Source organism: Dickeya ananatis, assembly GCF_019464615.1.
GTDB classification, from domain to species: domain Bacteria; phylum Pseudomonadota; class Gammaproteobacteria; order Enterobacterales; family Enterobacteriaceae; genus Dickeya; species Dickeya oryzae.
The window spans coordinates 1,828,617-1,853,063 of the sequence record NZ_CP040816.1; the positions used below are offsets into that span (position 1 = coordinate 1,828,617).

Below are 24,447 nucleotides of genomic sequence, written 5' to 3' on the forward strand. Positions count from 1 at the left end.
GAATGTTCAACGTATGAATGTTCAAAACAAGAACGTGTTGTCCTGCAATCCGAGTGAGGTGGGGGAGATATTCACCAGAATCGGGTAAGAAGAATAAAGACGGGTATAAATAATACGCATCGTCATAATGTGATGCCAATAAAAACGCCACCGGATAATAATGCTCCGGTGGCGTCGCCTTGCTAACCGAAATATCGATTAATGCTCGAACATCGCAGAAATAGATTCTTCGTTACTGATACGGCGGATAGCTTCTGCCAGCATGCCAGATAATGTCAGCGTGCGTACATTCGGCAGTGACTTAATATTTTCCGACAGCGGAATGGTATCGCAGACAATCACTTCATCAATGACAGAGTTCTTGATGTTCTCGTAAGCGTTGCCGGAGAAGATCGGGTGGGTTGCATAAGCGAAGACACGTTTGGCACCGCGCTCTTTCAGCGCTTCTGCCGCTTTGCACAACGTGCCGCCGGTATCGATCATGTCATCAACCAGTACGCAGTCACGACCCGCTACGTCCCCGATGATATGCATCACCTGAGAAACGTTGGCACGAGGACGACGTTTATCGATGATCGCCATGTCGGTATCGTTCAACAGCTTCGCGATAGCACGGGCGCGAACCACACCGCCGATATCCGGAGAAACCACGATCGGGTTATCCAGACTCTGTTGCAGCATGTCTTCGAGCAGGATTGGGCTACCGAACACGTTGTCTACCGGCACATCAAAGAAGCCCTGGATCTGCTCGGCATGGAGGTCCACCGTCAGGACACGGTCAACACCGACGCTGGAGAGAAAATCAGCCACGACTTTAGCCGTAATCGGCACGCGGGCGGAACGCACACGGCGATCCTGGCGAGCATAGCCGAAATAGGGGATGACAGCGGTAATGCGTCCTGCGGAAGCGCGGCGCAGGGCATCAACCATAACGACCAGTTCCATCAGGTTATCGTTGGTGGGAGCACAGGTCGACTGGATGATGAAAATATCACCACCGCGTACATTTTCGTTGATTTGTACGCTGACTTCGCCGTCGCTAAAACGACCAACAGCAGCGTCGCCCAGACTGGTGTACAAACGGTTGGCAATACGTTGTGCTAGTTCCGGCGTAGCGTTACCAGCAAAAAGCTTCATATCAGGCACGAGAAGAACCTCAAGCTTGCGTCCAGAGAAATATTCCGCCTGCGGAAGGCCGTGTGTCGTACCGCAAGCAGGATATACATACGGGTGTGGATAAGATCGTTAGAGCACCACGGTCGGCGGTGGTGTTTTAGCAACCCTTGAATTGCCCGGAAAGCTGTTGTTGCAGTGGAGAAACGTTCATTCCACGGGCAACAAAACCCTGTAAACCTTCCGGGGCCCGGTCTAACACCTGACGAGCGGCGGACTCGGTGTCGAATTCGGCAAACACGCAAGCGCCGGTGCCAGTCAGGCGCGACGGTGCGTATTCTAACAGCCATAAAAGTCGCTCTTCAACCTCACGAAAACGTTTTCTTACGACGGCTTCACAATCGTTGCTGAAAGTTTGTGTCAGTAACTGTGACAATGGGCGTACTGGCGTGTCTCGCGTCAGGTCTGGATCGCCGAAGATGAGCGGGGTAGGAATACTCACACCGGGATGCACCACCAGATACCACTTCTCTGCAGGTGAGGCGGGGGTTAACTGCTCTCCCACCCCTTCGGCGAATGCGGCGTGCCCGTGCACAAATACCGGTACGTCCGCCCCTAGTTTCAGGCCCAGCGCGGCCAGTGTGTCCACGGGGACCTGACTGTGCCACAACTGATTGAGTGCCACCAGCACGGTGGCGGCATTTGAGGAGCCACCACCCAGACCGCCCCCCATCGGCAGACGTTTATCGATACCAATATCAGCACCGGCAAACGGTAATCCGGCCTGTTGGCACCATTCCTGCAACAAACGGGCGGCGCGAACTACCAGATTCTGTTCATCGGGAACGCCGGGCAGCGGCGTCAGCAGCACGATGTGCTTATCCTGGCGTGGCGTAATGGTCAGCGTATCGCCGTAGTCAAGAAACTGAAACAGCGTTTGCAAATTATGATACCCGTCCGGTCGGCGACCGGTGATATACAAAAATAGATTCAGCTTGGCCGGGGAAGGCCAGCGGTTGCTTGCAGTCGCCATGATTTATTGCGTTGTCCAGTTGTCCATTTTCAGTTTGATGCGCTGCTCGCCCTGAGTCAGTTCCAGATTCTGCGGCAATGGCAACGGACCATCGGTATAAGACAGGTAGGAGACATTCCAGTGCTGATCGCCTTGCTGATAGTTGACGCTACGCAGCAGCGCATGTTCATCCAGTGTGAAATCCTGTGCGTCGCCCGGCAGGCCAAGCATCCACTGGCGTAAGTTGTCGAGCGGAATCGCCATGCCGGTTAACTGTTGAACCATGTACTGCGCGTCTTTACCCATATAACGCTTGCCCTGGTTGTCGGTTATCTGCACCAGGTCCGGGCTTGCCTGAAGCTCCAGTTCTGTGCCGCCAAGCGGGTTGGTGAGTAACAGGCGGTAGCGCTGTGGGGAGGGCTGTTGCCAGAAAAAACGGGCATACAGTTTTTTCCTATCAGAAATATAGGCAAACGAGCCGCGCGTTTGATAGTGGGTCAAATTTTGTACTTTCTGCTCGTGTTCGCGCCACTCGGGAGAGGTGGTTTTTTTGCCTGGCAAGGAGGGCTGAGTCAGGGTACAGGCAGTCAGTAACACACTCGCCAAAGGCAGTAACCGTAAGGCTTGGGTGGGTTTATTGGGCATGTCGAAGAGGTCCTGTTACAAGCATCATAGGTTCACAACAAGGCGTCACGCTAACGGGGTTGGCTGGCAGCGTCAATCCTTGTGATGTTACCTGGTAAGACGCTGATGACGTGAGTCTAGTCAATCGGGGTTACTTTTCTTGCCCGCAGGCTTCAAGTAGAATGCCCCTTAGATGAAACCCATACTAACACCGGGATTACTCTCTAGACCATGACCCTGCTTGCGCTTGGTATCAATCATAAAACAGCACCCGTCTCTCTTCGCGAGCGCGTCGCGTTCTCGCCAGACAGACAGGGGCAGGCGCTGCACAGTCTGTTACAACAACCGTTGGTTCAAGGCGGTGTGTTGTTGTCTACCTGTAACCGCACTGAGCTGTATCTCAGTGTGGAAGAGCAGGAAAACCGGCACGAACAGTTGATCGCCTGGCTGTGTGATTATCACCAGCTGAACCCTGATGACATCCGCAAAAATCTTTACTGGCATGAAGGCAACGCTGCCGTCAGCCATCTGATGCGTGTCGCCAGCGGGCTGGATTCTCTGGTATTGGGTGAACCCCAGATTTTGGGGCAGGTCAAAAAAGCGTTTGCGGATTCCCAGCGTGAGCGTTCGCTGTCAGGCGATCTGGAGCGCATGTTCCAGAAATCATTCACCGTCGCCAAACGGGTTCGTACCGAAACGGATATTGGTGCCAGTGCGGTATCGGTCGCGTTTGCCGCCTGTACGCTGGCGCGGCAGATTTTTGAATCGCTGGCGGATGTCAATGTGCTGTTGGTCGGCGCAGGCGAAACCATCGAGCTGGTATCCCGCCATCTGCGTGAACATCGTGTGAAGCGAATGGTGATTGCCAATCGTACGCGTGAGCGCGCTCAGGCGCTGGCCGAAGAGGTGGGTGCAGAAGTCATTACGCTGGCGGAGCTGGACGCGTATTTACCGCAGGCGGATATCGTCATCAGCTCTACCGCCAGTACATTACCCATCATCGGTAAAGGGATGATGGAGCGCACGATGAAAACGCGTCGCAACCAACCGATGCTGATGGTGGATATCGCGGTACCGCGTGACATCGAGCCGGAAGTCGGACGATTGCCGAATATTTACCTGTACAGCGTGGATGACCTGCAAGCGATCATTCAGCACAATCTGGCGCAGCGCAAAGCGGCGGCAATTCAGGCTGAATCCATCGTACAGCAGGAGTGTTCAGAGTTTATGGCGTGGCTGCGCGCGCAGTCAGCGGTAGAGACTATCCGGGATTATCGCTCTCAGGCGGATAGCCTGCGTGAAGAGATGACAACCAAAGCGCTGGCGGCAATACAGAATGGTGGTGATGTTGAGGCCATCGTGCAGGAACTGACGCACCGCCTGACCAACCGCCTGATCCATGCGCCCACCCGTTCGTTACAGCAGGCCGCCCGCGATGGCGATGTTGAGCGTTTGCAGATTTTGCGTGACAGCCTCGGCCTGAACTAGCATTCTTCTCCCCCCATATGATTCAACACAGGATTGAACTGCCCGCATGAAGTCTTCTATTGTTGCCAAACTGGAAGCGTTACAAGAGCGCCATGAAGAAGTACAGGCGCTGCTGGGGGAACCCAGTGTGATTGCCGATATGGACCGTTTCCGGGCGTTGTCCCGCGAGTACGCGCAACTTACCGACATTACCCGTTGCTTTGAGCGCTGGCAGCAGACGCAGGATGATATCGAAACGGCTGAATTGATGCTGGACGATCCTGAAATGCGTGATTTGGCCCAGGACGAACTGCAGGCGGCTAAAGTAGCCAGTGAAGATCTGGAACAACAGCTGCAAGTGCTGCTGTTGCCAAAAGACCCTGATGATGAACGTGGCTGCTTTTTGGAAATCCGCGCCGGTACCGGTGGTGATGAGGCCGCGTTATTCGCCGGTGACCTGTTTCGCATGTACAGCCGTTATGCCGAGTCCCGCCGCTGGAAGGTCGAGATCATGAGCGCAAGCGACGGCGAGCACGGTGGCTACAAAGAAATGATTGCCAAGGTCATCGGTGATGGCGCTTATGGGCAATTGAAATTCGAATCCGGTGGTCACCGTGTTCAGCGTGTGCCAGCCACCGAGTCTCAGGGCCGTATTCATACCTCTGCCTGCACGGTGGCCGTGATGCCGGAAGTGCCGGAAGCCGAGTTACCTGACATCAATCCTTCTGATTTGAGAATCGATACCTTCCGCTCCTCCGGTGCGGGCGGGCAGCACGTCAACACCACGGATTCCGCTATCCGTATTACCCACCTGCCGACCGGCATTGTGGTGGAGTGTCAGGACGAGCGTTCGCAGCACAAGAATAAAGCCAAGGCGTTGTCAGTGTTGGCTGCTCGTATTCGCGCTGCGGAAATGCATAAGCGTCAACAGGAAGAGGCTTCTACCCGACGTAACTTGTTAGGGAGTGGTGACCGCTCTGACCGTATCCGAACGTACAATTTCCCCCAAGGGCGAGTGACGGATCATCGTATTAACCTGACGCTCTATCGGTTGGATGAAGCGATGGAAGGCAAGCTGGATATGTTGATTCAGCCTATCGTTCAGGAATATCAGGCTGACCAACTGGCAGCGCTGGCTGAGCAGGATCAATGAATTATCAGAGCTGGTTGAAACAGGCGACAGTCCGGCTTCAGGCAAGTGATAGCCCCAAGCGCGATGCTGAAATCCTGCTGGAGCATGTGACCGGTAAACGCCGTACGTTTCTATTGGCGTTTGGCGAAACTGAACTGACTGGCGACGAAGCGCTGGCGCTGGAGTCCCTGCTGGCACGGCGTGTAACCGGCGAGCCGATTGCTTATTTGATCGGGTATAGGGAATTCTGGTCGTTACCGTTGGCAGTATCGCCGGCGACGTTGATCCCGCGGCCGGATACCGAATGTCTGGTCGAGCAGGCACTGGCGCATCTGCCGGACGGTGCGTCATCGGTGCTGGACTTAGGGACCGGTACCGGGGCGATAGCATTAGCGATTGCTCATGAACGGCCTGACTGTCAGGTTGTGGGTATTGATCGCCAAGCGGATGCGGTCGCGTTGGCAAGCCAGAATGCCAGCCAACTGGGGATCCATAATGCCCGATTTTTGCCGGGCGATTGGTTTTCGCCGTTGGGCGAAGAGCGATTTGCCGTCATCGTCAGCAACCCACCGTATATTGATGAACATGACCCGCATCTGTCATGTGGCGATGTGCGTTTTGAGCCAGCCAGTGCATTGGTGGCAGGCGCACAGGGTTTGGCTGATTTGCAGCACATTATCCGACAGGCAGGTGATTTCCTGCTGGATGGTGGCTGGTTACTGCTGGAGCATGGCTGGCAGCAGGGCGAGTCGGTTCGGAAACTGTTGTCGCAACAGGGGTTCGCTCAGGTGAAAACGCACCGTGATTATGGTGATAATGAGCGGGTGACGTTGGGACAATGGTCCGTCGGTTCGCCTGACCAGCGCTAAACCCGTTGGGGCCTCTGGTGGCACAACTTGAACAGGATCACATTGGTAATGATTAGCGGTCATTATCGCTTGAGGTTCCAGACAGAGCTGCTGACGAACACGCGATTTGGCATTATTATCGGATTCGCTGGCGCGACCGGACTCGCGGGGCGTGTGGGCAGCGGTTATGAAGTTCGTTTTTCAGGCGTGCAGCTGACGTTATCTTTGCTTTGATGGAATAACTATGAGTTCTATTGCTGATTTTGAATTTAACCAGTCATCCTTAAGCGAAGGCGTGATCCTGGTTTCCCAGTCGATACGCCGCGATTTTTCCGCGCAGGAAGTGAAGCAAAATCTGCAACAGCTTGTTGATGAAGCGCGAGCGACCATCTCCGCCGATTTGGATCAGGATCAACAACTGGAGCAGTTGATTGACCTCTTTTTCCATACCTGGGGTTTTGGCGGTGCCAGCGGTGTGTACCATTTGTCTGACGTGCTATGGCTGGACAAAGTGCTGGCCACCCGACAAGGGATGCCGGTGTCGCTCGGGATTATCTTCCTGCATATCGCTCATCAGTTAGATCTGCCTCTGATGCCTGTGATTTTCCCCACCCAACTTATTTTACGTGCGGATTGGCTCGATGATGAAATGTGGCTGATTAATCCGCTAAATGGCGACACGCTGAGCGAGCATGTGCTTGAGGTCTGGCTGAAAGGCAATATCGGCCTCTCTGCCAGACTGTTGGATAGCGATCTGGATGAAGCGGAAAACGTGATGATTGTCCGCAAGCTGTTAGATACGCTCAAAGTCGCACTAATGGAAGAAAAGCAGATGGAGCTGGCGCTGCGTGCCAGTGAGGCTGTGTTGCAGTTTGACCCTGAAGACCCGTATGAAATTCGTGACCGTGGTTTGATTTATGCACAGTTAGACTGCGATCATATCGCGTTGTCAGATCTGAGTTACTTTGTAGAGCAGTGCCCGGAAGACCCGGTCAGCGACATGATCAAAAAACAGATTCACTCCATTGAACATAAGCAGATTGTGCTGCATTAGTTCGGGGCATAACCGGAAATCCGAATATCTGATTTATCCGACAATAAGGTAAGTTTATGAACAATAAAGTGGTTAACATCGGGTCTATCCCGGTCGGCAACCATCTGCCGTTTGTGCTGTTTGGCGGCATGAATGTGCTTGAATCCCGTGAACTGGCGATGCGTATTTGTGAGCACTATGTCACGGTGACGCAGAAACTGGGCATCCCCTATGTTTTCAAGGCTTCCTTTGATAAAGCGAACCGCTCCTCTATCCACTCTTACCGTGGCCCGGGTCTGGAAGAAGGGATGAAGATTTTCCAGGAGCTGAAGGACACCTTCGGCGTGAAAATCATTACCGATGTGCACGAACCTCAGCAGGCTCAACCGGTCTCTGAGGTCGTCGACGTTATTCAGTTACCGGCCTTCCTGGCCCGCCAGACCGATCTGGTCGAGGCGATGGCCAAAACGGGCGCGGTTATCAATATCAAAAAACCACAGTTCATTAGCCCCGGTCAGGTGGGGAATATCGTGGATAAATTCCGCGAAGGCGGCAATGAGCAGGTGATCCTGTGCGATCGTGGCACCAACTTCGGTTATGACAACCTGGTTGTGGATATGCTGGGCTTCAATGTCATGAAACAGGTTTCGCATGGCGCACCGGTAATTTTTGATGTCACGCATGCACTGCAATGCCGTGATCCGTTTGGTGCGGCTTCAGGTGGACGCCGTGCTCAGGTCGCTGAACTGGCACGAGCCGGTATGGCTGTCGGCATCGCCGGGTTGTTTATTGAAGCCCACCCAGAACCGAACAGTGCCAGATGTGACGGTCCTTCGGCATTGCCGCTGGATAAGCTGGAGCCGTTCTTGCAACAGATGAAAGCGATTGATGAGCTGGTTAAAAATTTCCCGGAATTGGATACCAGTAATTAATCGACCTTTCAGACACAAAAAAACCGCCATCTGGCGGTTTTTTTATGCATCACGCACGGTGATTATTTGTACAGGTCGGCACCGATAGTGTAGTGGTCGCCGTTTTCCTGCCACTGTTTGGTGATGTGATAGAACTTAGCACCTTTCTTGTAAGCACGTTTGGCTACGGCTTCAGAAATGTCTGTCGGGCTGCTAAAGCTATCGCGGAAGCTAATGGAGTCAAACGGTGCCATCTGAGCGGCAGTGGCGTTGTTGAGTTCCTGAATCTTGGTGCCATCCGGCATCGTTACCGTGTAACGTGAACCTACGTTTGAAGACTGGGTCTGGAAGAAGTTACCCACCTTATCGCTCAGGCTTGAAGAGGTTGCCACACCGGGAATTTCCACTTTAGCCGCGGCGGCACCACCAGCAGCAATGGCTGCTTTACCCGCTTCAGAGTCTGCCGGAATAGCATCAGGGCTTTGTACCTGACGTTTTGGCGCATCTTTCTTATAGATAAAAGCGGTAACTGACTGAGTGGCACCGCTGGAGTTGATATCGACTTGGCGAACAATATAGAAAGAATATGCTTTTTTTTGCTGGGCGGCTTTACCGATAGCCTCGTTTACTTCTGGCTGATTGCCGAAATAACCAGTTACGGTAACGGTATCATAAGGTTCCTGGCGCACCGCTTCATCTTTTGGCAACTCTTTAACGCCACTGAATTCACGGTAAGAGGTATCTTTGATGGCAGCCGGTGCATCTTTTTTATATAAATCAACGGTTACCTGCCAACGGCCACCGTTAACTTCGGAAGTACCCTGAATGTAAAACGCTGCCGCGCCGCTCTCATCGGCCTTTTGAGAGGCATCGGCAGTTGCTTCATAAATAGCATCGTAACGACCAAAAAAGGTAATACGCTTAAAGGGCTGTAGTGATTGTGCTTTTTCTGGCGTAAGTTCCTGCGCAGCCTGCGTCGAAAACGCTACTATTGATAAGAGTGTGGATGCAACAACGCTAGTTCTCAGCTTCATAAAAAATCCTTTCGCCTGACGCATACGGTGAATACGTTCCAAGCCATCTTTATGTGGTAGCCGCTGATTATGGCATGGAACCTGATGTTATGCCTCTGCATTTTAAGCCAAATCTTACAAAATCATGCGGTGAACAACAGGGAAAGAGAAAAATGGAAATAATCACCATTAATAATCGAATTCATTTTATAAACGATATTTATCGCAATTAGTGCGGTTAACAAAGCGTTAACAGTGCTTTTTTGTGAGGCGTCTTTGAATATTGTTATAGCAATAATGGTAGAAAAACTTGTTTTAGCTGTGATTTTTGACCGTAAATGGGCATTGCTGCCTGTCATAACTCTGCTTTTAGAACGTAATGGTTTTAGCGGTGGATCATTAATTCCATTTTAAGTAGGTTATAAAGGGACTTATCGCTGCCGCCGCGGGTGCTGGTAACAGCGACAAGTCATTTTTCAAGTGATTGACATAGCCTATATAAAACCTTCGTGACAACGAAAAGGGATTCACAATGCGTATTGGTGTACCAAAAGAGAGGTTGGCCAATGAAGCCCGTGTCGCAGCCACGCCAAAAACGGTGGAGCAACTGCTGAAACTGGGCTTTGAGGTCGCTATTGAGCGTGGGGCGGGCAAACCGGCCAGTTTCGAGGACAGTGCTTACGAGCAAGCTGGCGCGATAATTCTGGATACAGCGGAGATCTGGCAGAGCGATATTCTGCTCAAAGTGAATGCGCCGCTGGATGAAGAAATAGAATTCACGCGCGCTGGCAGTACGATCATTAGTTTCATCTGGCCTGCTCAGAATCCGGCATTGCTGGAAAAACTGGCGGCGCGTCAGGTGACCGTTCTGGCGATGGATGCTGTGCCGCGTATTTCTCGTGCCCAGTCCATGGATGCGCTGAGTTCAATGGCAAACATTGCCGGGTATCGTGCCATTGTTGAAGCGGCGCATGAGTTTGGCCGTTTCTTTACCGGTCAGATAACGGCGGCAGGTAAAGTACCACCGGCGAAGGTGATGATCATCGGTGCTGGCGTGGCGGGGCTCGCCGCGATCGGGGCTGCCGGAAGCCTGGGCGCTATCGTTCGTGCATTCGATACACGCCCGGAAGTTAAAGAGCAGGTGAAAAGTATGGGCGCCGAATTCCTGGAACTGGAATTCGAAGAAGAAGCCGGCAGTGGCGATGGTTACGCCAAAGTGATGTCTGAAGCCTTTATCAAGGCCGAAATGGCGCTGTTCGCGGCACAGGCTCAAGAGGTGGATATTATCGTCACCACTGCGTTGATCCCGGGAAAACCGGCACCGCGACTGATTACCCGTGAAATGGTGCAGAGCATGAAGCCCGGCAGCGTGATTGTCGACCTGGCTGCCCAGACCGGTGGTAACTGTGAGCTGACCGTCGCTGATCAGGTAACGGTGACAGAAAACGGCGTGAAGATCATCGGTTATACCGATTTGCCCAGTCGCCTGCCGACCCAGTCGTCACAGTTGTACGGCACTAACCTGGTGAATCTGCTGAAACTGCTGTGTAAAGAGAAGAACGGCGAAATCGAGATTGATTTCGAGGATAACGTGATTCGCGGTGTGACCGTGGTTAAATCCGGTGAAATTACCTGGCCAGCCCCGCCGATTCAGGTTTCAGCACAAGCGCAACAGGCTAAGCCGGCGGCAGCGGTGGCACCGCAAGAAGCTAAACCTGCGTCGCCCTGGAAGAAATTTATCTTCATCGCGTTGGCGATAGTATTGTTTGGCTGGCTGGCAAACGTGGCGCCGAAAGAGTTCCTGTCTCACTTCACGGTATTTGCACTGTCTTGCGTGGTGGGATACTACGTGGTCTGGAACGTCAGTCACGCGCTGCATACACCATTGATGTCGGTCACCAATGCGATTTCCGGCATTATTGTGGTGGGGGCGTTGTTGCAGATTGGGCATGGGGGATGGGTATCCTTTCTCTCCTTCATCGCCGTGCTGATCGCCAGCATCAATATTTTCGGCGGGTTTACCGTCACTCAGCGCATGCTGAAAATGTTCCGTAAGAATTAAGGGGTAACGGATGTCTGGAGGATTAGTGACAGCAGCATACATCGTTGCTGCAATTCTGTTTATTTTCAGCCTGGCTGGTTTATCCAAACACGAGACGTCGCGTCAGGGGAACATTTTCGGTATTAGCGGGATGGCGATTGCGCTGTTGGCGACCATCCTGGGGCCGCATGCCGGGAACGTAGGCTGGATTCTCGTCGCGATGGTGATCGGCGGTACTATCGGTGTGCGCTTGGCTCGCAAGGTTGAAATGACCGAAATGCCGGAGCTGGTCGCGATTCTGCACAGCTTTGTCGGCCTGGCGGCGGTACTGGTCGGTTTCAACAGCTTTATTGGCGAAGCCGATATTGCTGAACCTATCATGGAAAATATCCATCTGACCGAAGTATTTTTGGGTATTTTCATCGGTGCGGTGACCTTTACTGGTTCGATCGTCGCGTTTGGTAAACTGCGTGGTTTGATTTCATCGAAACCATTGATGTTGCCTAATCGCCATAAGCTGAATCTGTTGGCGTTGGTACTGTCATTCCTGTTGTTGCTGGTGTTTGTCAAAACCGGCAGTGCTGGAATGCAGGCATTCGCGTTGCTGCTGATGACGTTGATTGCGCTGGCGTTCGGCTGGCATCTGGTGGCCTCTATCGGTGGCGCGGATATGCCGGTCGTGGTTTCCATGCTGAACTCCTATTCAGGATGGGCGGCAGCGGCGGCAGGGTTTATGCTGAGCAACGACCTGCTCATCGTAACCGGTGCGCTGGTGGGTTCTTCTGGTGCGATTCTGTCTTACATCATGTGTAAGGCGATGAACCGCTCGTTCATTAGCGTTATTGCTGGCGGTTTCGGTACGGACGGTTCTTCGGCGGGTAGTGATGAAGCCGTAGGTGAACATCGTGAAACCACCGCAGAAGAAGTTGCGGAACTGCTGAAAAACTCTACCTCGGTGATTATTACGCCGGGGTATGGTATGGCGGTGGCGCAGGCACAATACCCGGTGCATGACATTACCGCTAAACTGCGTGCCCGCGGCATTACGGTGCGCTTTGGTATTCACCCGGTTGCTGGTCGTCTGCCAGGGCACATGAACGTTCTGCTGGCGGAAGCGAAAGTGCCTTACGATATCGTGCTGGAAATGGATGAGATCAATGATGATTTCACCGATACCGATACCGTGTTGGTGATTGGCGCTAACGACACCGTTAACCCTGCCGCTCAGGAAGATCCACACAGTCCTATTGCGGGTATGCCGGTACTGGAAGTCTGGAAAGCGCAGAATGTTATCGTGTTTAAGCGTTCGATGAATACCGGCTATGCTGGTGTGCAGAACCCGCTGTTCTTTAAAGAGAACACCCAAATGCTGTTCGGCGATGCCAAAGAAAGCGTGGAAGCGATTCTGAAAGCGTTGTAAGTCAGCATCAATTCGATGAAACATCAGTAAAACAACAATCTATAAAACAACAGGGGCCGATGGCCCCTGTTGTTATTGAGAGTGGTGACTGAGCGTGATAGCCGCAGCGGTCAGTTGGTCTTTTCCTGACTACCCGCGTCATTTTCACCCTGCAATGTGACCGGAGAAACAAAGTCGTCCGGTTTAATTGCCAGCAAATCGCATTTTAGGTGATCGATCACGTGTTCTACCGTGTTGCCGATAAACGCAGCGGACAGGCCGGTGCGCCCAAGCGATCCCAACACCACCACCCCAGCTTGCAGATGTTCAGCCAGGTCGGGAATGACCTCTTCCGGCAAACCTTTTTCCACGTGGGTGACGCGTTCATCCAAATTAAACTTCTGTCGCAGAGATTTCATCGCCAGCAGGTGTTGGCCGCGGATAGCCCCGTTATAGACGCCGGGGTCGAAATCCGGCAGTTCAATGGCAATATTGATGGGGGTGACCGGATAAGCACCAACCAGGTGGACTTCGGTTTGGTTGACCTGACGAGCTAAATCCAGCGCTTCGGATACCAGTTTTATATTAAGCGGGTCGTGATAGGGGTCTTCACTCGCCAGATTGACCGCCACCAGTGCGCGACCTTCTTCCGGCCAGGGCTGGTCTTTCACCATCCAGACCGGGCAAGGACATTTACGCAGTAACTGCCAGTCGGTCGGGGTGAAAATCACCGCTTCCAGCCTGTCGTGCTGGTGAGCCATTTTGAGCAATAAATCGTGTTTACCGGCAATCACCTCCTGAATAATGGCTTCATAAGGTTTGTTATGCCAGACGACCTTGATATCAATGGGGATCCCCGCATCAAGGTAGTATTTACACTGTTCCGCAATCCATTCGGTTCTTTGGGCGATAACCCCTTGTCTCATCTCGGTTCTTTCATCCGGAGAGAGCAGGGTAGTCATTTCGTAGGAAAAGTCGTAGATAGGCAAAAACGCCTTAATACGACCACCAAGCCGCTGGACCAGATAAACGGCCCGTCTCAGTGCGGGCTGGTCATCCTGATTGGGGTCAATAGCTACCAGTAAATTCTGATACTTCGCCATAGCTCCTCCTGTTGGCTGTCACTCTGCAGCCTGCCCGTTAAGAGTAACGCAAGGAAATCGCTTTGAACAATAAGATGAGCGCGACCGGATCAACAATTCAGAGCAATCATTGATCCGGCGCTGTACAGAAGGTATTAAGCTTTTGTGCGTGATGAGCCTGCCAGTTCGGCTAGCAGTTCATTATTCTCGATAGTGATGTACTTACCTTTTACGGCCAGCATACCGCTTTTTTGGAAGCGGCCGAGCAGGCGACTGATGGTTTCTACCGTCAGACCCAGATAGTTGCCGATATCACCGCGAGTCATGGTCAGGCGGAATTCACGAGGTGAAAAGCCGCGCTGGGCAAAACGGCGGGAAAGGTTGTAGATAAAGGCGGCCAGGCGCTCTTCGGCGTTCTTCTTCGACAACAGCAGGATCATGTCCTGATCGCCACGGATTTCGCCGCTCATCAACCGCATCATTTGCTGACGCAGGTTGGGCATTTTACCGGACAAGTCGTCCAGCGTTTCAAATGGGATTTCGCACACCATGGACGTTTCCAGTGCCTGAGCGAAACTGGGGTGTTGGGCGCTACCGATAGCATCAAACCCAACCAGATCGCCTGCCAGATGAAAACCGGTGATTTGCTCATCGCCTTGTTCGGTGATGGTGTAGCTTTTGATGGTACCTGAGCGGATAGCATACAGTGATTTCAGTTCATCACCGGCCTTGAACAACGCTTGCCCTTTCTGGATGGGTTTTTTCCTTTCGATAATGTTGTCGAGCTGGTCGAGTTCATGCTCGTTCAGTGTGAAAGGAATACACAGCTGGCTGATGCTGCAATCCTGACAATGGATTGCACAGCCGCCAGACTGAATGCGTCGGATTATTCGCTTTTCAGGAATCATAGACTTTACTCAGGCGATAATTGATATTGGTCAATTTTAACAGCTTTTATTGGGTCTGATAAGATCTGCTATCTCTGGAACTGACAAGTAAATAGTGAGCTTATTAATATTTTTGGCACGATATTTGGATTCTTCGCTTCACCACTCCCGGATTTTCACTCACTCAGTGATTGCGGTTGAATAAATCCTGCTGTGGTAAATACCCTTCGTGGGTTAATAACCATTGTTTACGATGAATGCCGCCGGCGTAACCAGTGAGCGCACCTCGCGCACCAATAACACGATGGCAGGGAACGACAATACTGATGGGATTGGAACCATTGGCCAGCCCAACGGCACGGGCGGCACCTGGTTGCCCGAGTCGGGCGGCCAGTTCGCCGTAAGTGGTTGTACTACCACAAGGTATGGTTCGAAGCGCCTGCCAGACCTGATGCTGGAAGTCGGTGCCTGCGGCAGCGACGGGCAAGGTCTCAATAATGTTCAGATCGCCTGCGAAATAGGCGCATAACGCATCGGTCAATTGACCAGGGTTATTACAGGCTTTTAACACGAACGGGTCATGACGGTAACGCTTATTCAGCAATTGATATAAATTCTCTTCATACTCACGCCATTCCACCGCTCTAAGGTGATAATTTTCATCAGCAATCAATAATAATTCCCCAATGGGCGTGGGGAGCGAATCAAATAAAAATGTCTGCATGGATATCGTGTTATGTAACGTCAGCCAATAACAGTGACGTGGTAACCAGATTTAAGCGTGGGCGCATTGTCGCTTTAATAGCAACATCTGTCACATGAAAACTGCATGATTTTTAGAAAGGGCTGGAGGTGCTAGCCGGGTACACGGCCAGCACCTCCAGGGCACGGCAGAATCAGGATGAGGCCAGTTTTTGAAGCGTCGTCAACTGGTTAACGGCATCTTGCATGGCGTCCATACCTTTGGCGAGATCTTTCAGATTACCCAGATTCGCCGTCATGTTGGCCCGGTCCTTGTCGGTTTCGGCACTCATGGTGGCGATTTGGTTGGCTGCCGAGATACTTTTATCCGCCATTTGTGCGGTTGTCGTGACGGTTTGCTGAGCAATGGAGCGGATATGCGCGATGGTTTGAACCGCTTCGTTAATGCTGTGGGTTGTCGCGTCAACCTGCTCTTTAGAGGAGCTTGCCAGTTTGCGGACCTCATCCGCGACCACGGCGAATCCCCGTCCTGCCTCGCCCGCACGGGCGGCTTCTACGGCGGCATTCAGCGCCAGCAAATTGGTTTTATCCGCAATCGCGTTGATGCCGTTGGTGATATGGCTGATGCTGGTTGAAATACGCTCCAGGTCGTTAAGGCCGGTTTCCAGCCGGACCTGTGCTTCTTGTGTTTTTGAGGCGGAGTCGCTAATTGCACGGATGCTGCTTTGAGCCACATCCAGTGTATCACTCTGGCGTAGCGTTGCCTGTTCCAGTTGAGGCATGGCGATCAACAGCGGTGCCAATGCCTGTTCATAATCAACCACTTGTTTGACTACGGCCGACTGAATGTCATGCAGCGCTTCCCAACGCCGCAGGGCGCGTTGAGCATAATGACCGGCGTAGGCGGCGTATTCGACAGGGAAATGGTTCATGGCTTTCACGTCACGGTCAAAAAATGCCAGTGCGGATAGCGTCTGGTTGATAGGCACCCCCAGAATTTCACCAAAGCTGGAAAATCCAGCGGCGGGAACCTGATCAAAAAACTGAGCCTGCTCCAGATTGGTGTTGCCAACCCTACGCAGTACACAGTCATTGAGCAGTAACAGCTCCGGTTTGCCATGTTGTGACACAAACTGTTGCCAGTCCCGTTCGGTGGTGGCGATAAAATCGGTTGATTGCATGAGATGCAGTCGGTCACCAAATTCAAGGTCACAGAAAAAGGCAATATGGTCTTCTTTAATGGCGGCGACAGAACGAACGAAGTATTCGTCATTGACCTTAACCGCGAACGTTTTTCCTGTCAGATGCTGGCTGATTTGATCTGGCGGACAGCGTAAACAGGCAGCGATCGCCTCAATAATCGGCTGTTCATGGCCGTTGGCATCAAAAACAGATTTCACCTTACGGGCGACAGGATCAGCATCCGCCACTAGCCAGCTCTGTTTTGTCGGTTCAAAGTTCTGGCTCTTGAATGGCGCAAATGATTTGCCAGGTGCCATCTGACAGAACACGATCACCGCCTTTCCTTGTAGCACGGTGTTGTCTGCACCAATGTAGGTGCCGCTGAAATCGAGCCGTCCTCCAGCTGCGCCACCGATAGTCAGGCAGGGGAAACGACGGCAGGCGTACCAGGCCTGCATCAAAAACCCTTCCGATGCCGCCAGACCATCACAATAAATCAGGGCAAAGGTGTTATCCGGAGAGAGCGGCATACTGACATTCAGGCGATCCAGTTCTCGTTTAATGGCGTCGATTCTGACACGAGCACTGGGTTTGTCATGCATGTGTAGATCGACCAGATGTACCTCATGTCTGGCGATCAGCGATTGAGGCATCCATAACCAACTGCCTTGCGGGCTATTCATCTCGCAGTAAGCAGAGCGATTACGTTGACTGCATAACGCGCCGGTGGAGGAGAGGGTGATCACCGTGCGATTAGGGGCTGAAAAACGTTGCCAGGCACGGTTGACCTCGGAAAAGCTGGCTTCAGGAGGGACAAACGCCAACAGCAACCCTGGTTTTGAGGGGAGCCCGAGAGCAGACAATGAGGTGGGTAAGGCGTCACAACGATAGGTGCCACGTGCTGGGCGGTTCCTTGTTAAACCCGGGATTGCGATATGGCTCAGGAAAGATGACATAATATTTCCACTCCCTATATTTAAATTAATTTAATGGGAAGCCTGATTTTATCCTACGAGATGCGAATAGAGTGTAGGGTGATCGTGATCACCTGCCACCACTCGAATAGGCAAGAAATCTAATTCCGTGTGCGGGATCACATTGATGATAGTGGTAGGTGAGTGGATCAAGGAATGATGAGAAAATTTTTTGTAAAAAATGAAATTACTTAGTTTTGTTAATGTATATGTGGGTGAGCGGGGATTTCACTATCGCAATGACTGCTGCAGAAATGGCCGATGCGGTGTACGGCCGCATCGGCCGGGGTACGTCACTGGATAACGCCGCAGGCGATGCGCATTCCACCGCCGCCAAGTTCCTTCGGCGTGTCGGCGTAGTTGTCACCACCGGTATGAACCATCAAGGCGTGGTCTTTCACTTCTGATAGCGTTTTTAACCGTGGCGCCAGTACCTCATAAGTCGCGGTGCCATCCGCGTTGACGACCAGGCCAGGTAAATCGCCCAGGTGCCCTTTATCATTGTAAGGGCCGAGATGCCGACCGGTTTTTTGCGGGTCCAGATGCCCGCCCGCTGCCAGTGCTGGCACGGTATTGCCATTTTGTACGCCCGGCGCGCAACTGGCATTAGCATGGACGTGGAAACCGTGAATGCCAGGCTGCAACCCCTTCAGGTTGGGACTAAACAGCAAGCCATACTCTGTTTCCGTGATAGTGATATTGCCAAGCGTATCGCCATCGCCAGTGGGCAGTGCTTCTTTTAGCGTGACGGTCGTACTGGCTGCGTGGGTGATGGCGCTGATGAACAGGCCAGACAGAATCAGTGCGTTGAGTTTCATGATGCTCCCTTTTTTCCATTGTCATGCTATTGCCGCAATCCTGAGTATTACGCGGCAACATCAGCGGTCATGCCGAGGGCATAAAACGCCCGTTATCTCATCAACGGGTACCCAATAAAACGGATTCCCTCAAGCCAAATATAGTCGGCACGGTATAGCGCGCCAGTTTTTGGTGACGTTGTCACGTATTGCGGGCGAGAATCTGCACCGGGAGGGCGAGTCACAGCAGCGTTTGGGCATTCTCAGACGGTACAATCACGCAAGCAGGACAAAAATTGAGTCTATCACACTGATAAAACAACAATTCGATATATAGTGTAATCAGGGGATGGAAAATGTGATGAAAAAATTAGGCACGAAGGAGACGAAAAAAATGAGTAAGGGTGTGGTAACGAAAGGGCTATGTGGCCTGTTGCTGGCGATGCCGCTCTATGGTTTCGCCGATAACAAAAATCCGGATCTGATTGCCGGTTATACCTCGCAACAACTGGCTGATGCGTTACCGGCGGTGGTTGATGGCTTAAAACGTCGCGGCGTGGAAGTGGATGCTAAAGAGCATTCCGTGCAGGCAGAATATGTGGATACCGCGACAAAACGTAAGACGCTGGTCACCATTTATATTCCGCCATCAATCAGCGGGCAGGAGGTGACCGGTGAAAGTGAACTGGATGCCGCGGTTGCCAGTTCCGAGAAAGAGATGCTGCGCCAGCGAATTCGCCCAGAGAAAAGGGATCTGGTTGCCGATGGCACCCCAAAATTCCGGTGTCTGCTGACCATTCTGAATGATCAGGTTGTGCATTCATTATGTTCTGCGGTAGTGAAAGGTCGAGTGGTGGAAATCCAGCCGGTCACACTGGTTGACAATAAAGCGTTCGAACCGGCACAGCAGCGTCAGGCTGGGGTGGTGTTGTCCATCGGCAAAAGTCTGCTGGCGGGCGCTAAGTAGAGTGATGGTTATTGCCTGATAGGCTCAGCCCTGCCAGTTGGCGGGGCTTTTTTTGTCCGCCAGTGTGACCGTGGAACGGCATGATGAACTGGGACAATTGACGCTGGCGATGATGTCGATGACGGAAAAACTGCGTCAGCTGATAGCAGATATCCGGCATAGTGTTTATAGCGTGGCAAAAGCCTCTTCCGATATCGCGGCGGGCAACTATGACCTGTCCTCGAGAACCGAACAGTAGTCGTCCGCGATAATAGACTGATCTCTGAAGGTGATAATCTAACAAGTACAGATGTTATTGAATCTTCGATTAGGATTTCGAGTTTAATCAAAGAGGAAGACTTATACTCTACATTATTTTCATTAAATGATAATAACATCATTTGGCAAATGATTGATACTCAACCTGAATATGAAGAAATCAAGGCGATAATCAATCAGCATATTGATAAGTACGGTGCGAGAGGTCTGCATGAACTAAAGATAGAAAGTCCTTCAAATCGTTTAGATAAAAGTGAATTTATTAAGCAGCTAAAAGTATTAACACTATCTAAGCAGAATGATTTTACTAAATCATATCAGCATTCGAGTGAAGATATCGAAAGTATTTATAAACGTATACCCTTCTTATGGAGAACGGTCTTAAGATTATCAATTAGGTCATTAGTTGAATTTATTAAGATACGTGAAGATACCCGATATCTTCGAAGTGAAGTTTTTGATTATGCAAAGCATGTATTTGATAAATTAGCTGATGATTTGATGAAGGTACGTGCTATCGAAAAAAAAGACGATATAATGCATCTTTCCGTCACGGAAATATTTAACTATGCAAAATGTGTTGATAGTACGTTGGATCTGAAGAGCATTGTTACTCATCGCTCAATGCAATTTGAGACCTATAAAGAAGAGAAGCTATTTTCTTCTTTTTTCTCACGCAATGGTGTCATTATTAATAATAAGAATACAAATGCTAAGTTATCAGGAATTGGTTCTTCCTTTGGTATTGCGAGAGGTGTTGTTAGAATAGTACACGACTCTAAGGCTATCGAAAGCATTCCTGAAGGAACTATTTTGGTAACAAGAGAAACGGATCCAGCTTGGTTATTCCTTATGGTTAAATCCACTGGAATTATTGTAGAAAAAGGAAGCCTTTTATCCCACACCGCAATAACTGGGCGTAAATTCGGCATACCAACAATCGTCGGTGTCGATAATTGTACTGAGCTATTCAAAGATGGGCAATTTATTGAAATGAATGGAGCCACAGGGGAAATAACCCTTATTTCAGAGTAATTGATGCAGAAAGGGATCTCATTCTGTATATATAACAAGGTAGAGAAAGATGGAAAGATTAAAAAATTTTTGTAATATCGTTTTCCCCGTTAAATTTTATATCTTCTTTTCTATTGTCTGGTTCTTCGGAATGGAGGCGTTTTTTGCACTTGTTACAGGAGAGAAAATGTTTTTTACAATTGGAGACTTTCTCTCAATCGCTATAGGCTTTTTGATTTTATTCTTTATTAGAGTCATCGATGAGATAAAGGATTATGAATTTGACATCAAAAATAACCCAGAAAGACCTTTGGTAAAGGGGGTGGTATCAAGAACCGATATTATTCTTTATAGTGTAACAACGGCGTTGTTAATAATTGTTTTGAATTTATTAAATAATAATTCATTACTACCATATACAATGATTATATATATATTGTTTATTTGGCTTATCGACAAGGTCGTTAACAAGATTAGTGCTAATTCGTTTTTTCAACTAGTGATAGCTTTTCCTGCCAGTCTTCAAATATATATATATTATTTATTTTTCCTATTAACTAAATATGGGTATGATTATAAGAGCGGATATATATTTTTTGTTGTTCCATTCGCATTGTCTTTCCTTTCTTTAGAGATTTTGAGAAAAACTCGGTGGAAGAATGTAAAGGATGGTCTTTATTCCAACGATATTGGCCCTGTACAATCCCATCTATTGGGGGCCGCTTTAGGTGTGATTGGTGTCATCATCTGCTATGTAAACGTAAATCCAGTTTTAGGTGGTTTTTCTTATCTGTTATGGTTGCCAGTTGTATTCTTGCTGGTAAATGCAATTAGATTTTTCGTATTGAAGAATGAAAAGGTTAGTATAAGGATATTTCCTTTGCTTTTCCTTATTGGAATATACACAATGAATATTGTGTTATACTGTATATCAGTCGTTAACGGTTAATTACACACAGGGCCTTAAGAGAATGCTCCATTTGATACTCTCCTAAGGTCCTTTTTTCGATTATCTCTTTCTTTAACAATCGTATTAACAATCATCGTAATCCTCCCGAAAATCGATACACGCATAAGTGGAGTTTTCTCCTAACCTGAATACAGTCTATTCAGCGTATAACCTGATTCTATTTAAAACGAGGAGATTACCCGCGGCGGACCGGGCAGCCCGCCGCGGGGTGACTTAACGCAGGTTCTGCGGAAAGTTGTCCGGCAAGTCGCTGGCCGGGCAATCAATGACGCTATTGTTGTTTTCACCACAGTCACGCACGAACGTAATGGTGGCGAATTCGTCAATCACTTCCGTTGGGTAGGCCGGGCCCGCGGCACGGTAAGATTCCATCAACGGAATGTGCTCATTCTGGAAGCAGACAGTTTTTTCCGGGTTATTGATGACCCAACGTGGGAAGAAAATGGTGCCGTGAAAAATGCGATCACCCAGGTTGACCATCAGGCTCACGTCGGTGCCGGTTGGTTCCGTCCAGGAGATTTTGTAAACATCGCTGGCGACTCGGACAATGAACGCCTCCTGATCTTTTACCCAGCGATTGGCCACGATACCGCTATGAATGCGGTAATCCAGTGTGTGACCATTTTTCACGTATATCTCGTAATTCCAGCCGTTATCGTAGGTATATACCAGATGTTTTCCTACAAAACCGCTGAGATCGTGTTTGTCGAAAGTGCTCATACTGTTTTCCTTATTGTTGGCTGCAACAGAGTATAAGGTCTGAATAAATTGATGAATAACGCTGTTTTTAGTGTTAATTAATTCAATAATTAGATTGAATAGCTGGCTTGTGCCGGCAACACCAACAGATGGAATGACGCAGATGTTGACGAAAACGACACTGGAACAATGGGCGCTGCTACGGGCGGTGGTGGAGCTGGGTGGGTTTGCTCAGGCCGCGCAAGCGCTTAACCGTAGCCAGTCTTCGGTGAGCTACCAATTATCATTGATGCAGGAACGGCTGGGGGTTTCGCTGTTGGCACCATCCGGGCGTCGGACGGTGTTGACTGCACAGGGGCAGCAACTGCTGACGCAGGCTATTCCGTTGCTTAATGCCTTTCACACGCTGGAGTTGCGTGCAGACATGCTGCGGCACGGCGGGCGGGCCAGAATTGATTTGGTGGTAGATAGCATTTTCCCCAAACCGACGTTGTTTGCCGCGCTGAGTACCTTTCAGTCCCGTCATCCACACACTCAAGTCCATTTAATGGAGGTGCTACGCAGCGAGAGTCGGTCGCAGCTTGCTGACTATCAGGCTGATATCTGGCTGATTTCCCAGCCGTGGGAGGGGATTAACCGGGGGCGATTGCTGATGGACATGGCATTCGTCGCTGTTGCGCGGGCAGATCATCCGCTGCATCAGCGCGCCCAGCCGTTGTCATTTGCGGATCTTAGCGCCTATCCATTGATTGAAATTATTGACAGACAACAGCAGAAAGAGAGTCTGCATAAACCCGCCAGCACGGAAAACTGGACATTTACCACGGTGGAAGCGGCCATCGAAGCGGTGATGCACGGTGTGGGTTATGGCTGGATGCCGCAAGCGCGTGTGGCGGATGGGCTGGCGTCCGGCATACTGAAATTGCTGCCCTTGCCACAAGGCGGGCGGCGTTTTACGCCGCTCTATCTGGTAGTGGAAGAAGACAAACAGCCTTACGACACGGAGGTCGCAACGCTGGTAGCGCTACTGACGGAGGCCGCCGACGCTATGGTGTAAAGTGACGTTGTCACCATTCATGTGTAACAGCCGCTCGCTGTGCAACCATCCATTACCCATATCCATTCAGGCGAAGTAGCGTGCTTTGAACGGCATCAATGCTGCGCCAATCACGGCCGGGTCATGTTGGATCTGGCTTAGCAACAGCTGTGGATAGCGAGCGGCGTGCCCATAACGTGGTGGTTGCTGGGTGGGAGGAACAGTAAGCAGCATCTCTCCCAATGCCGTTGGTAACTCGCCGCCAAATACAATCGCTGCCGGGTCGACTACCGCCCGCAGCGCATCAATAGCACGGTTCAGGCAGGGTCTGACTTCTTCAACCCAGTCGGATACACCTGGCCATTGTGGATTGAACTGCTTACGCAGGGCACTGACCCGCTGGATATCGATACCCTGTGCATTAAGCCGTTTAAGCAATTCACCCAGCGCAGGGCGGGAGGAAAACTCTTGTCTGGTATAAAGACGGCTGATTTCTCCGGCGTTGCCAAAAGAGCCGGCAAAGGACTGACCATTGAGGATGAGCCCCGCGCCAAAGCCATAGTTGAATGACAGGTAACCGAAGGTAGGGTACTGCAACCCCGCCCCCAGCACAGACTCGCCAATTGCACCGGTGGTGGCGTTATTCTCTGTCCAGACTTCCAGATCAAACAGGGTCTCCAGTTCACTTTTGATATCCACCAGTGACCAGTCACGAAGCGGCTCCGGTGCGTTAAATAACCGTTTTTCGTCCACCAGATAGCCCGCCATAGCGAACCCTATTCCCACCACCGCAGAGAGAGGGATCGCACACTGCTGCAGCGCTTTACGTGTCTGCTCTTTCAACATAAACAACGCACGCGTGCGGTCATCCAGCGGAATATCGATGGTTTCCTCGTAGACCACCTGACAACTGAAATCACACAGGCAAAACGCCAGCGCATCGGTATTCACTGAGATACCGATGCTATACCGTGCCGATGGTGCCAGTTCCAGTGCCGGGCTGGGTTTCCCACGCCCATGCACAATGCTATCGCCTAACTGCAATAGCCCTCGCTCCAGCAGGTTATCGATAATTCGATGTACCGAGGGTTGGGTCAGGTTGGTCTGCGGTGATACCGCAGAGCGCATGATGTTCCGGTTACGACGAACGATATCCAGAACCAGACGTTCATTCACTGTGACACTTGCATTGTCGTGAAGTATTGGCCACATCAGGCGCGGGCCTCCGCGTGTGTCTTCATGGTTTTTATGATCCTTTTATCACGTCTTGTCGTGCAGTTAGCTCA

22 protein-coding genes and 1 pseudogene are annotated in these 24,447 nt (G+C 50.8%); 12 read left to right on the forward strand and 11 right to left on the reverse strand.

The annotated features are described in order from the left end of the window. Positions 1-198: 198 nt before the first annotated feature. The 3 genes from prs to lolB all read right to left on the reverse strand — a co-directional run bounded on the left by prs (position 199) and on the right by lolB (position 2,770). Entirely contained in the window at positions 199-1,146 is a 948-nt protein-coding gene (gene prs, locus FGI04_RS07965; RefSeq protein ID WP_012884690.1) for a ribose-phosphate diphosphokinase, read from the reverse strand. Positions 1,147-1,273: 127 nt separating this feature from the next. Beyond that, positions 1,274-2,146 carry a 4-(cytidine 5'-diphospho)-2-C-methyl-D-erythritol kinase gene (ispE, locus tag FGI04_RS07970; RefSeq protein ID WP_407336553.1) on the reverse strand — a complete coding sequence of 291 codons (873 nt, stop codon included), beginning with the start codon at positions 2,144-2,146 and terminating at the stop codon, positions 1,274-1,276. Between the two features lie 3 nt (positions 2,147-2,149). After that, positions 2,150-2,770: a lipoprotein insertase outer membrane protein LolB gene (lolB, locus tag FGI04_RS07975; protein ID WP_342700868.1), complete on the reverse strand. Its 621-nt coding sequence runs from the start codon at positions 2,768-2,770 to the stop codon at positions 2,150-2,152. 210 nt (positions 2,771-2,980) lie between these two features. Here lolB and hemA point away from each other — a divergent pair, with 210 nt between their 5' ends. The 5 genes from hemA (at position 2,981) to kdsA (ending at position 8,161) form a co-directional block, all read left to right on the forward strand. Continuing rightward, a complete protein-coding gene (gene hemA / locus FGI04_RS07980; RefSeq protein ID WP_342700867.1) occupies positions 2,981-4,237 on the forward strand; it encodes a glutamyl-tRNA reductase in 1,257 nt (418 codons plus the stop codon). Between the two features lie 46 nt (positions 4,238-4,283). Continuing rightward, entirely contained in the window at positions 4,284-5,369 is a 1,086-nt protein-coding gene (gene prfA, locus FGI04_RS07985) for a peptide chain release factor 1 (protein ID WP_038904316.1), read from the forward strand. Beyond that, complete coding sequence (prmC, locus tag FGI04_RS07990; RefSeq protein WP_407336554.1) at positions 5,366-6,217, forward strand: peptide chain release factor N(5)-glutamine methyltransferase; 852 nt, start codon at positions 5,366-5,368, stop codon at positions 6,215-6,217. The genes prfA and prmC overlap by 4 nt, the downstream gene beginning before the upstream one ends. Positions 6,218-6,440: 223 nt before the next feature. Continuing rightward, positions 6,441-7,250, forward strand: coding sequence for an invasion regulator SirB1 (gene sirB1, locus FGI04_RS07995; RefSeq protein ID WP_012884697.1), 810 nt, complete (start codon positions 6,441-6,443; stop codon positions 7,248-7,250). A 56-nt stretch (positions 7,251-7,306) separates the two neighbouring features. Further along, positions 7,307-8,161, forward strand: a complete 855-nt coding sequence (kdsA, locus tag FGI04_RS08000; protein WP_019846393.1) for a 3-deoxy-8-phosphooctulonate synthase — start codon at positions 7,307-7,309, stop codon at positions 8,159-8,161. Between the two features lie 62 nt (positions 8,162-8,223). On the opposite strand, the gene ydgH is transcribed toward kdsA, so the two are convergent. Further along, positions 8,224-9,174 (reverse strand): DUF1471 family protein YdgH, encoded by a 951-nt coding sequence (gene ydgH / locus FGI04_RS08005; RefSeq protein ID WP_342700865.1) that lies wholly within the window; start codon positions 9,172-9,174, stop codon positions 8,224-8,226. A gap of 511 nt (positions 9,175-9,685) precedes the next feature. Between ydgH and pntA the strand changes: the two genes are divergently transcribed. Next, positions 9,686-11,215, forward strand: a complete 1,530-nt coding sequence (pntA, locus tag FGI04_RS08010; protein WP_342700864.1) for a Re/Si-specific NAD(P)(+) transhydrogenase subunit alpha — start codon at positions 9,686-9,688, stop codon at positions 11,213-11,215. 10 nt (positions 11,216-11,225) lie between these two features. Continuing rightward, positions 11,226-12,614 carry a Re/Si-specific NAD(P)(+) transhydrogenase subunit beta gene (gene pntB, locus FGI04_RS08015; protein WP_342700863.1) on the forward strand — a complete coding sequence of 463 codons (1,389 nt, stop codon included), beginning with the start codon at positions 11,226-11,228 and terminating at the stop codon, positions 12,612-12,614. A 110-nt stretch (positions 12,615-12,724) separates the two neighbouring features. Here the strand turns inward: pntB and uspE are convergent, their stop codons facing one another. The 5 genes from uspE to sodC all read right to left on the reverse strand — a co-directional run bounded on the left by uspE (position 12,725) and on the right by sodC (position 18,238). Beyond that, complete coding sequence (gene uspE / locus FGI04_RS08020) at positions 12,725-13,696, reverse strand: universal stress protein UspE (RefSeq protein ID WP_342700862.1); 972 nt, start codon at positions 13,694-13,696, stop codon at positions 12,725-12,727. A 134-nt stretch (positions 13,697-13,830) separates the two neighbouring features. Beyond that, positions 13,831-14,583, reverse strand: coding sequence for a fumarate/nitrate reduction transcriptional regulator Fnr (gene fnr / locus FGI04_RS08025; protein ID WP_210195445.1), 753 nt, complete (start codon positions 14,581-14,583; stop codon positions 13,831-13,833). 163 nt (positions 14,584-14,746) lie between these two features. Further along, complete coding sequence (gene ogt / locus FGI04_RS08030) at positions 14,747-15,286, reverse strand: methylated-DNA--[protein]-cysteine S-methyltransferase (RefSeq protein WP_342700861.1); 540 nt, start codon at positions 15,284-15,286, stop codon at positions 14,747-14,749. 172 nt (positions 15,287-15,458) lie between these two features. Continuing rightward, positions 15,459-17,402, reverse strand: a complete 1,944-nt coding sequence (locus FGI04_RS08035; RefSeq protein WP_407336555.1) for a methyl-accepting chemotaxis protein — start codon at positions 17,400-17,402, stop codon at positions 15,459-15,461. 311 nt (positions 17,403-17,713) lie between these two features. Beyond that, positions 17,714-18,238 (reverse strand): superoxide dismutase [Cu-Zn] SodC, encoded by a 525-nt coding sequence (gene sodC / locus FGI04_RS08040; protein ID WP_342700859.1) that lies wholly within the window; start codon positions 18,236-18,238, stop codon positions 17,714-17,716. A gap of 373 nt (positions 18,239-18,611) precedes the next feature. Between sodC and FGI04_RS08045 the strand changes: the two genes are divergently transcribed. The 4 genes and pseudogenes from FGI04_RS08045 (at position 18,612) to FGI04_RS08060 (ending at position 21,405) form a co-directional block, all read left to right on the forward strand. Further along, positions 18,612-19,184, forward strand: a complete 573-nt coding sequence (locus FGI04_RS08045; RefSeq protein ID WP_342700858.1) for a hypothetical protein — start codon at positions 18,612-18,614, stop codon at positions 19,182-19,184. 34 nt (positions 19,185-19,218) lie between these two features. Further along, a pseudogene (locus FGI04_RS08050) lies at positions 19,219-19,419 on the forward strand (methyl-accepting chemotaxis protein); the annotation flags it as partial. A gap of 23 nt (positions 19,420-19,442) precedes the next feature. Then, the gene (locus tag FGI04_RS08055; RefSeq protein WP_498067679.1) at positions 19,443-20,477 is read left to right on the forward strand and encodes a PEP-utilizing enzyme; all 1,035 of its coding nucleotides are present in this window, start codon (positions 19,443-19,445) and stop codon (positions 20,475-20,477) included. A gap of 49 nt (positions 20,478-20,526) precedes the next feature. Further along, positions 20,527-21,405, forward strand: coding sequence for a UbiA prenyltransferase family protein (locus tag FGI04_RS08060; RefSeq protein ID WP_407274787.1), 879 nt, complete (start codon positions 20,527-20,529; stop codon positions 21,403-21,405). Positions 21,406-21,639: 234 nt separating this feature from the next. Here the strand turns inward: FGI04_RS08060 and FGI04_RS08065 are convergent, their stop codons facing one another. Then, complete coding sequence (locus FGI04_RS08065; RefSeq protein ID WP_342700851.1) at positions 21,640-22,146, reverse strand: phenolic acid decarboxylase; 507 nt, start codon at positions 22,144-22,146, stop codon at positions 21,640-21,642. Positions 22,147-22,288: 142 nt separating this feature from the next. On the opposite strand from FGI04_RS08065, the gene FGI04_RS08070 reads away from it, so the two are divergent. After that, the gene (locus FGI04_RS08070; protein ID WP_407336557.1) at positions 22,289-23,182 is read left to right on the forward strand and encodes a LysR family transcriptional regulator; all 894 of its coding nucleotides are present in this window, start codon (positions 22,289-22,291) and stop codon (positions 23,180-23,182) included. A 66-nt stretch (positions 23,183-23,248) separates the two neighbouring features. On the opposite strand, the gene FGI04_RS08075 is transcribed toward FGI04_RS08070, so the two are convergent. Further along, on the reverse strand, positions 23,249-24,373 hold the full coding sequence (locus FGI04_RS08075) for an ROK family transcriptional regulator (RefSeq protein ID WP_342700849.1): 1,125 nt from the start codon (positions 24,371-24,373) through the stop codon (positions 23,249-23,251). Positions 24,374-24,447 lie beyond the last annotated feature (74 nt).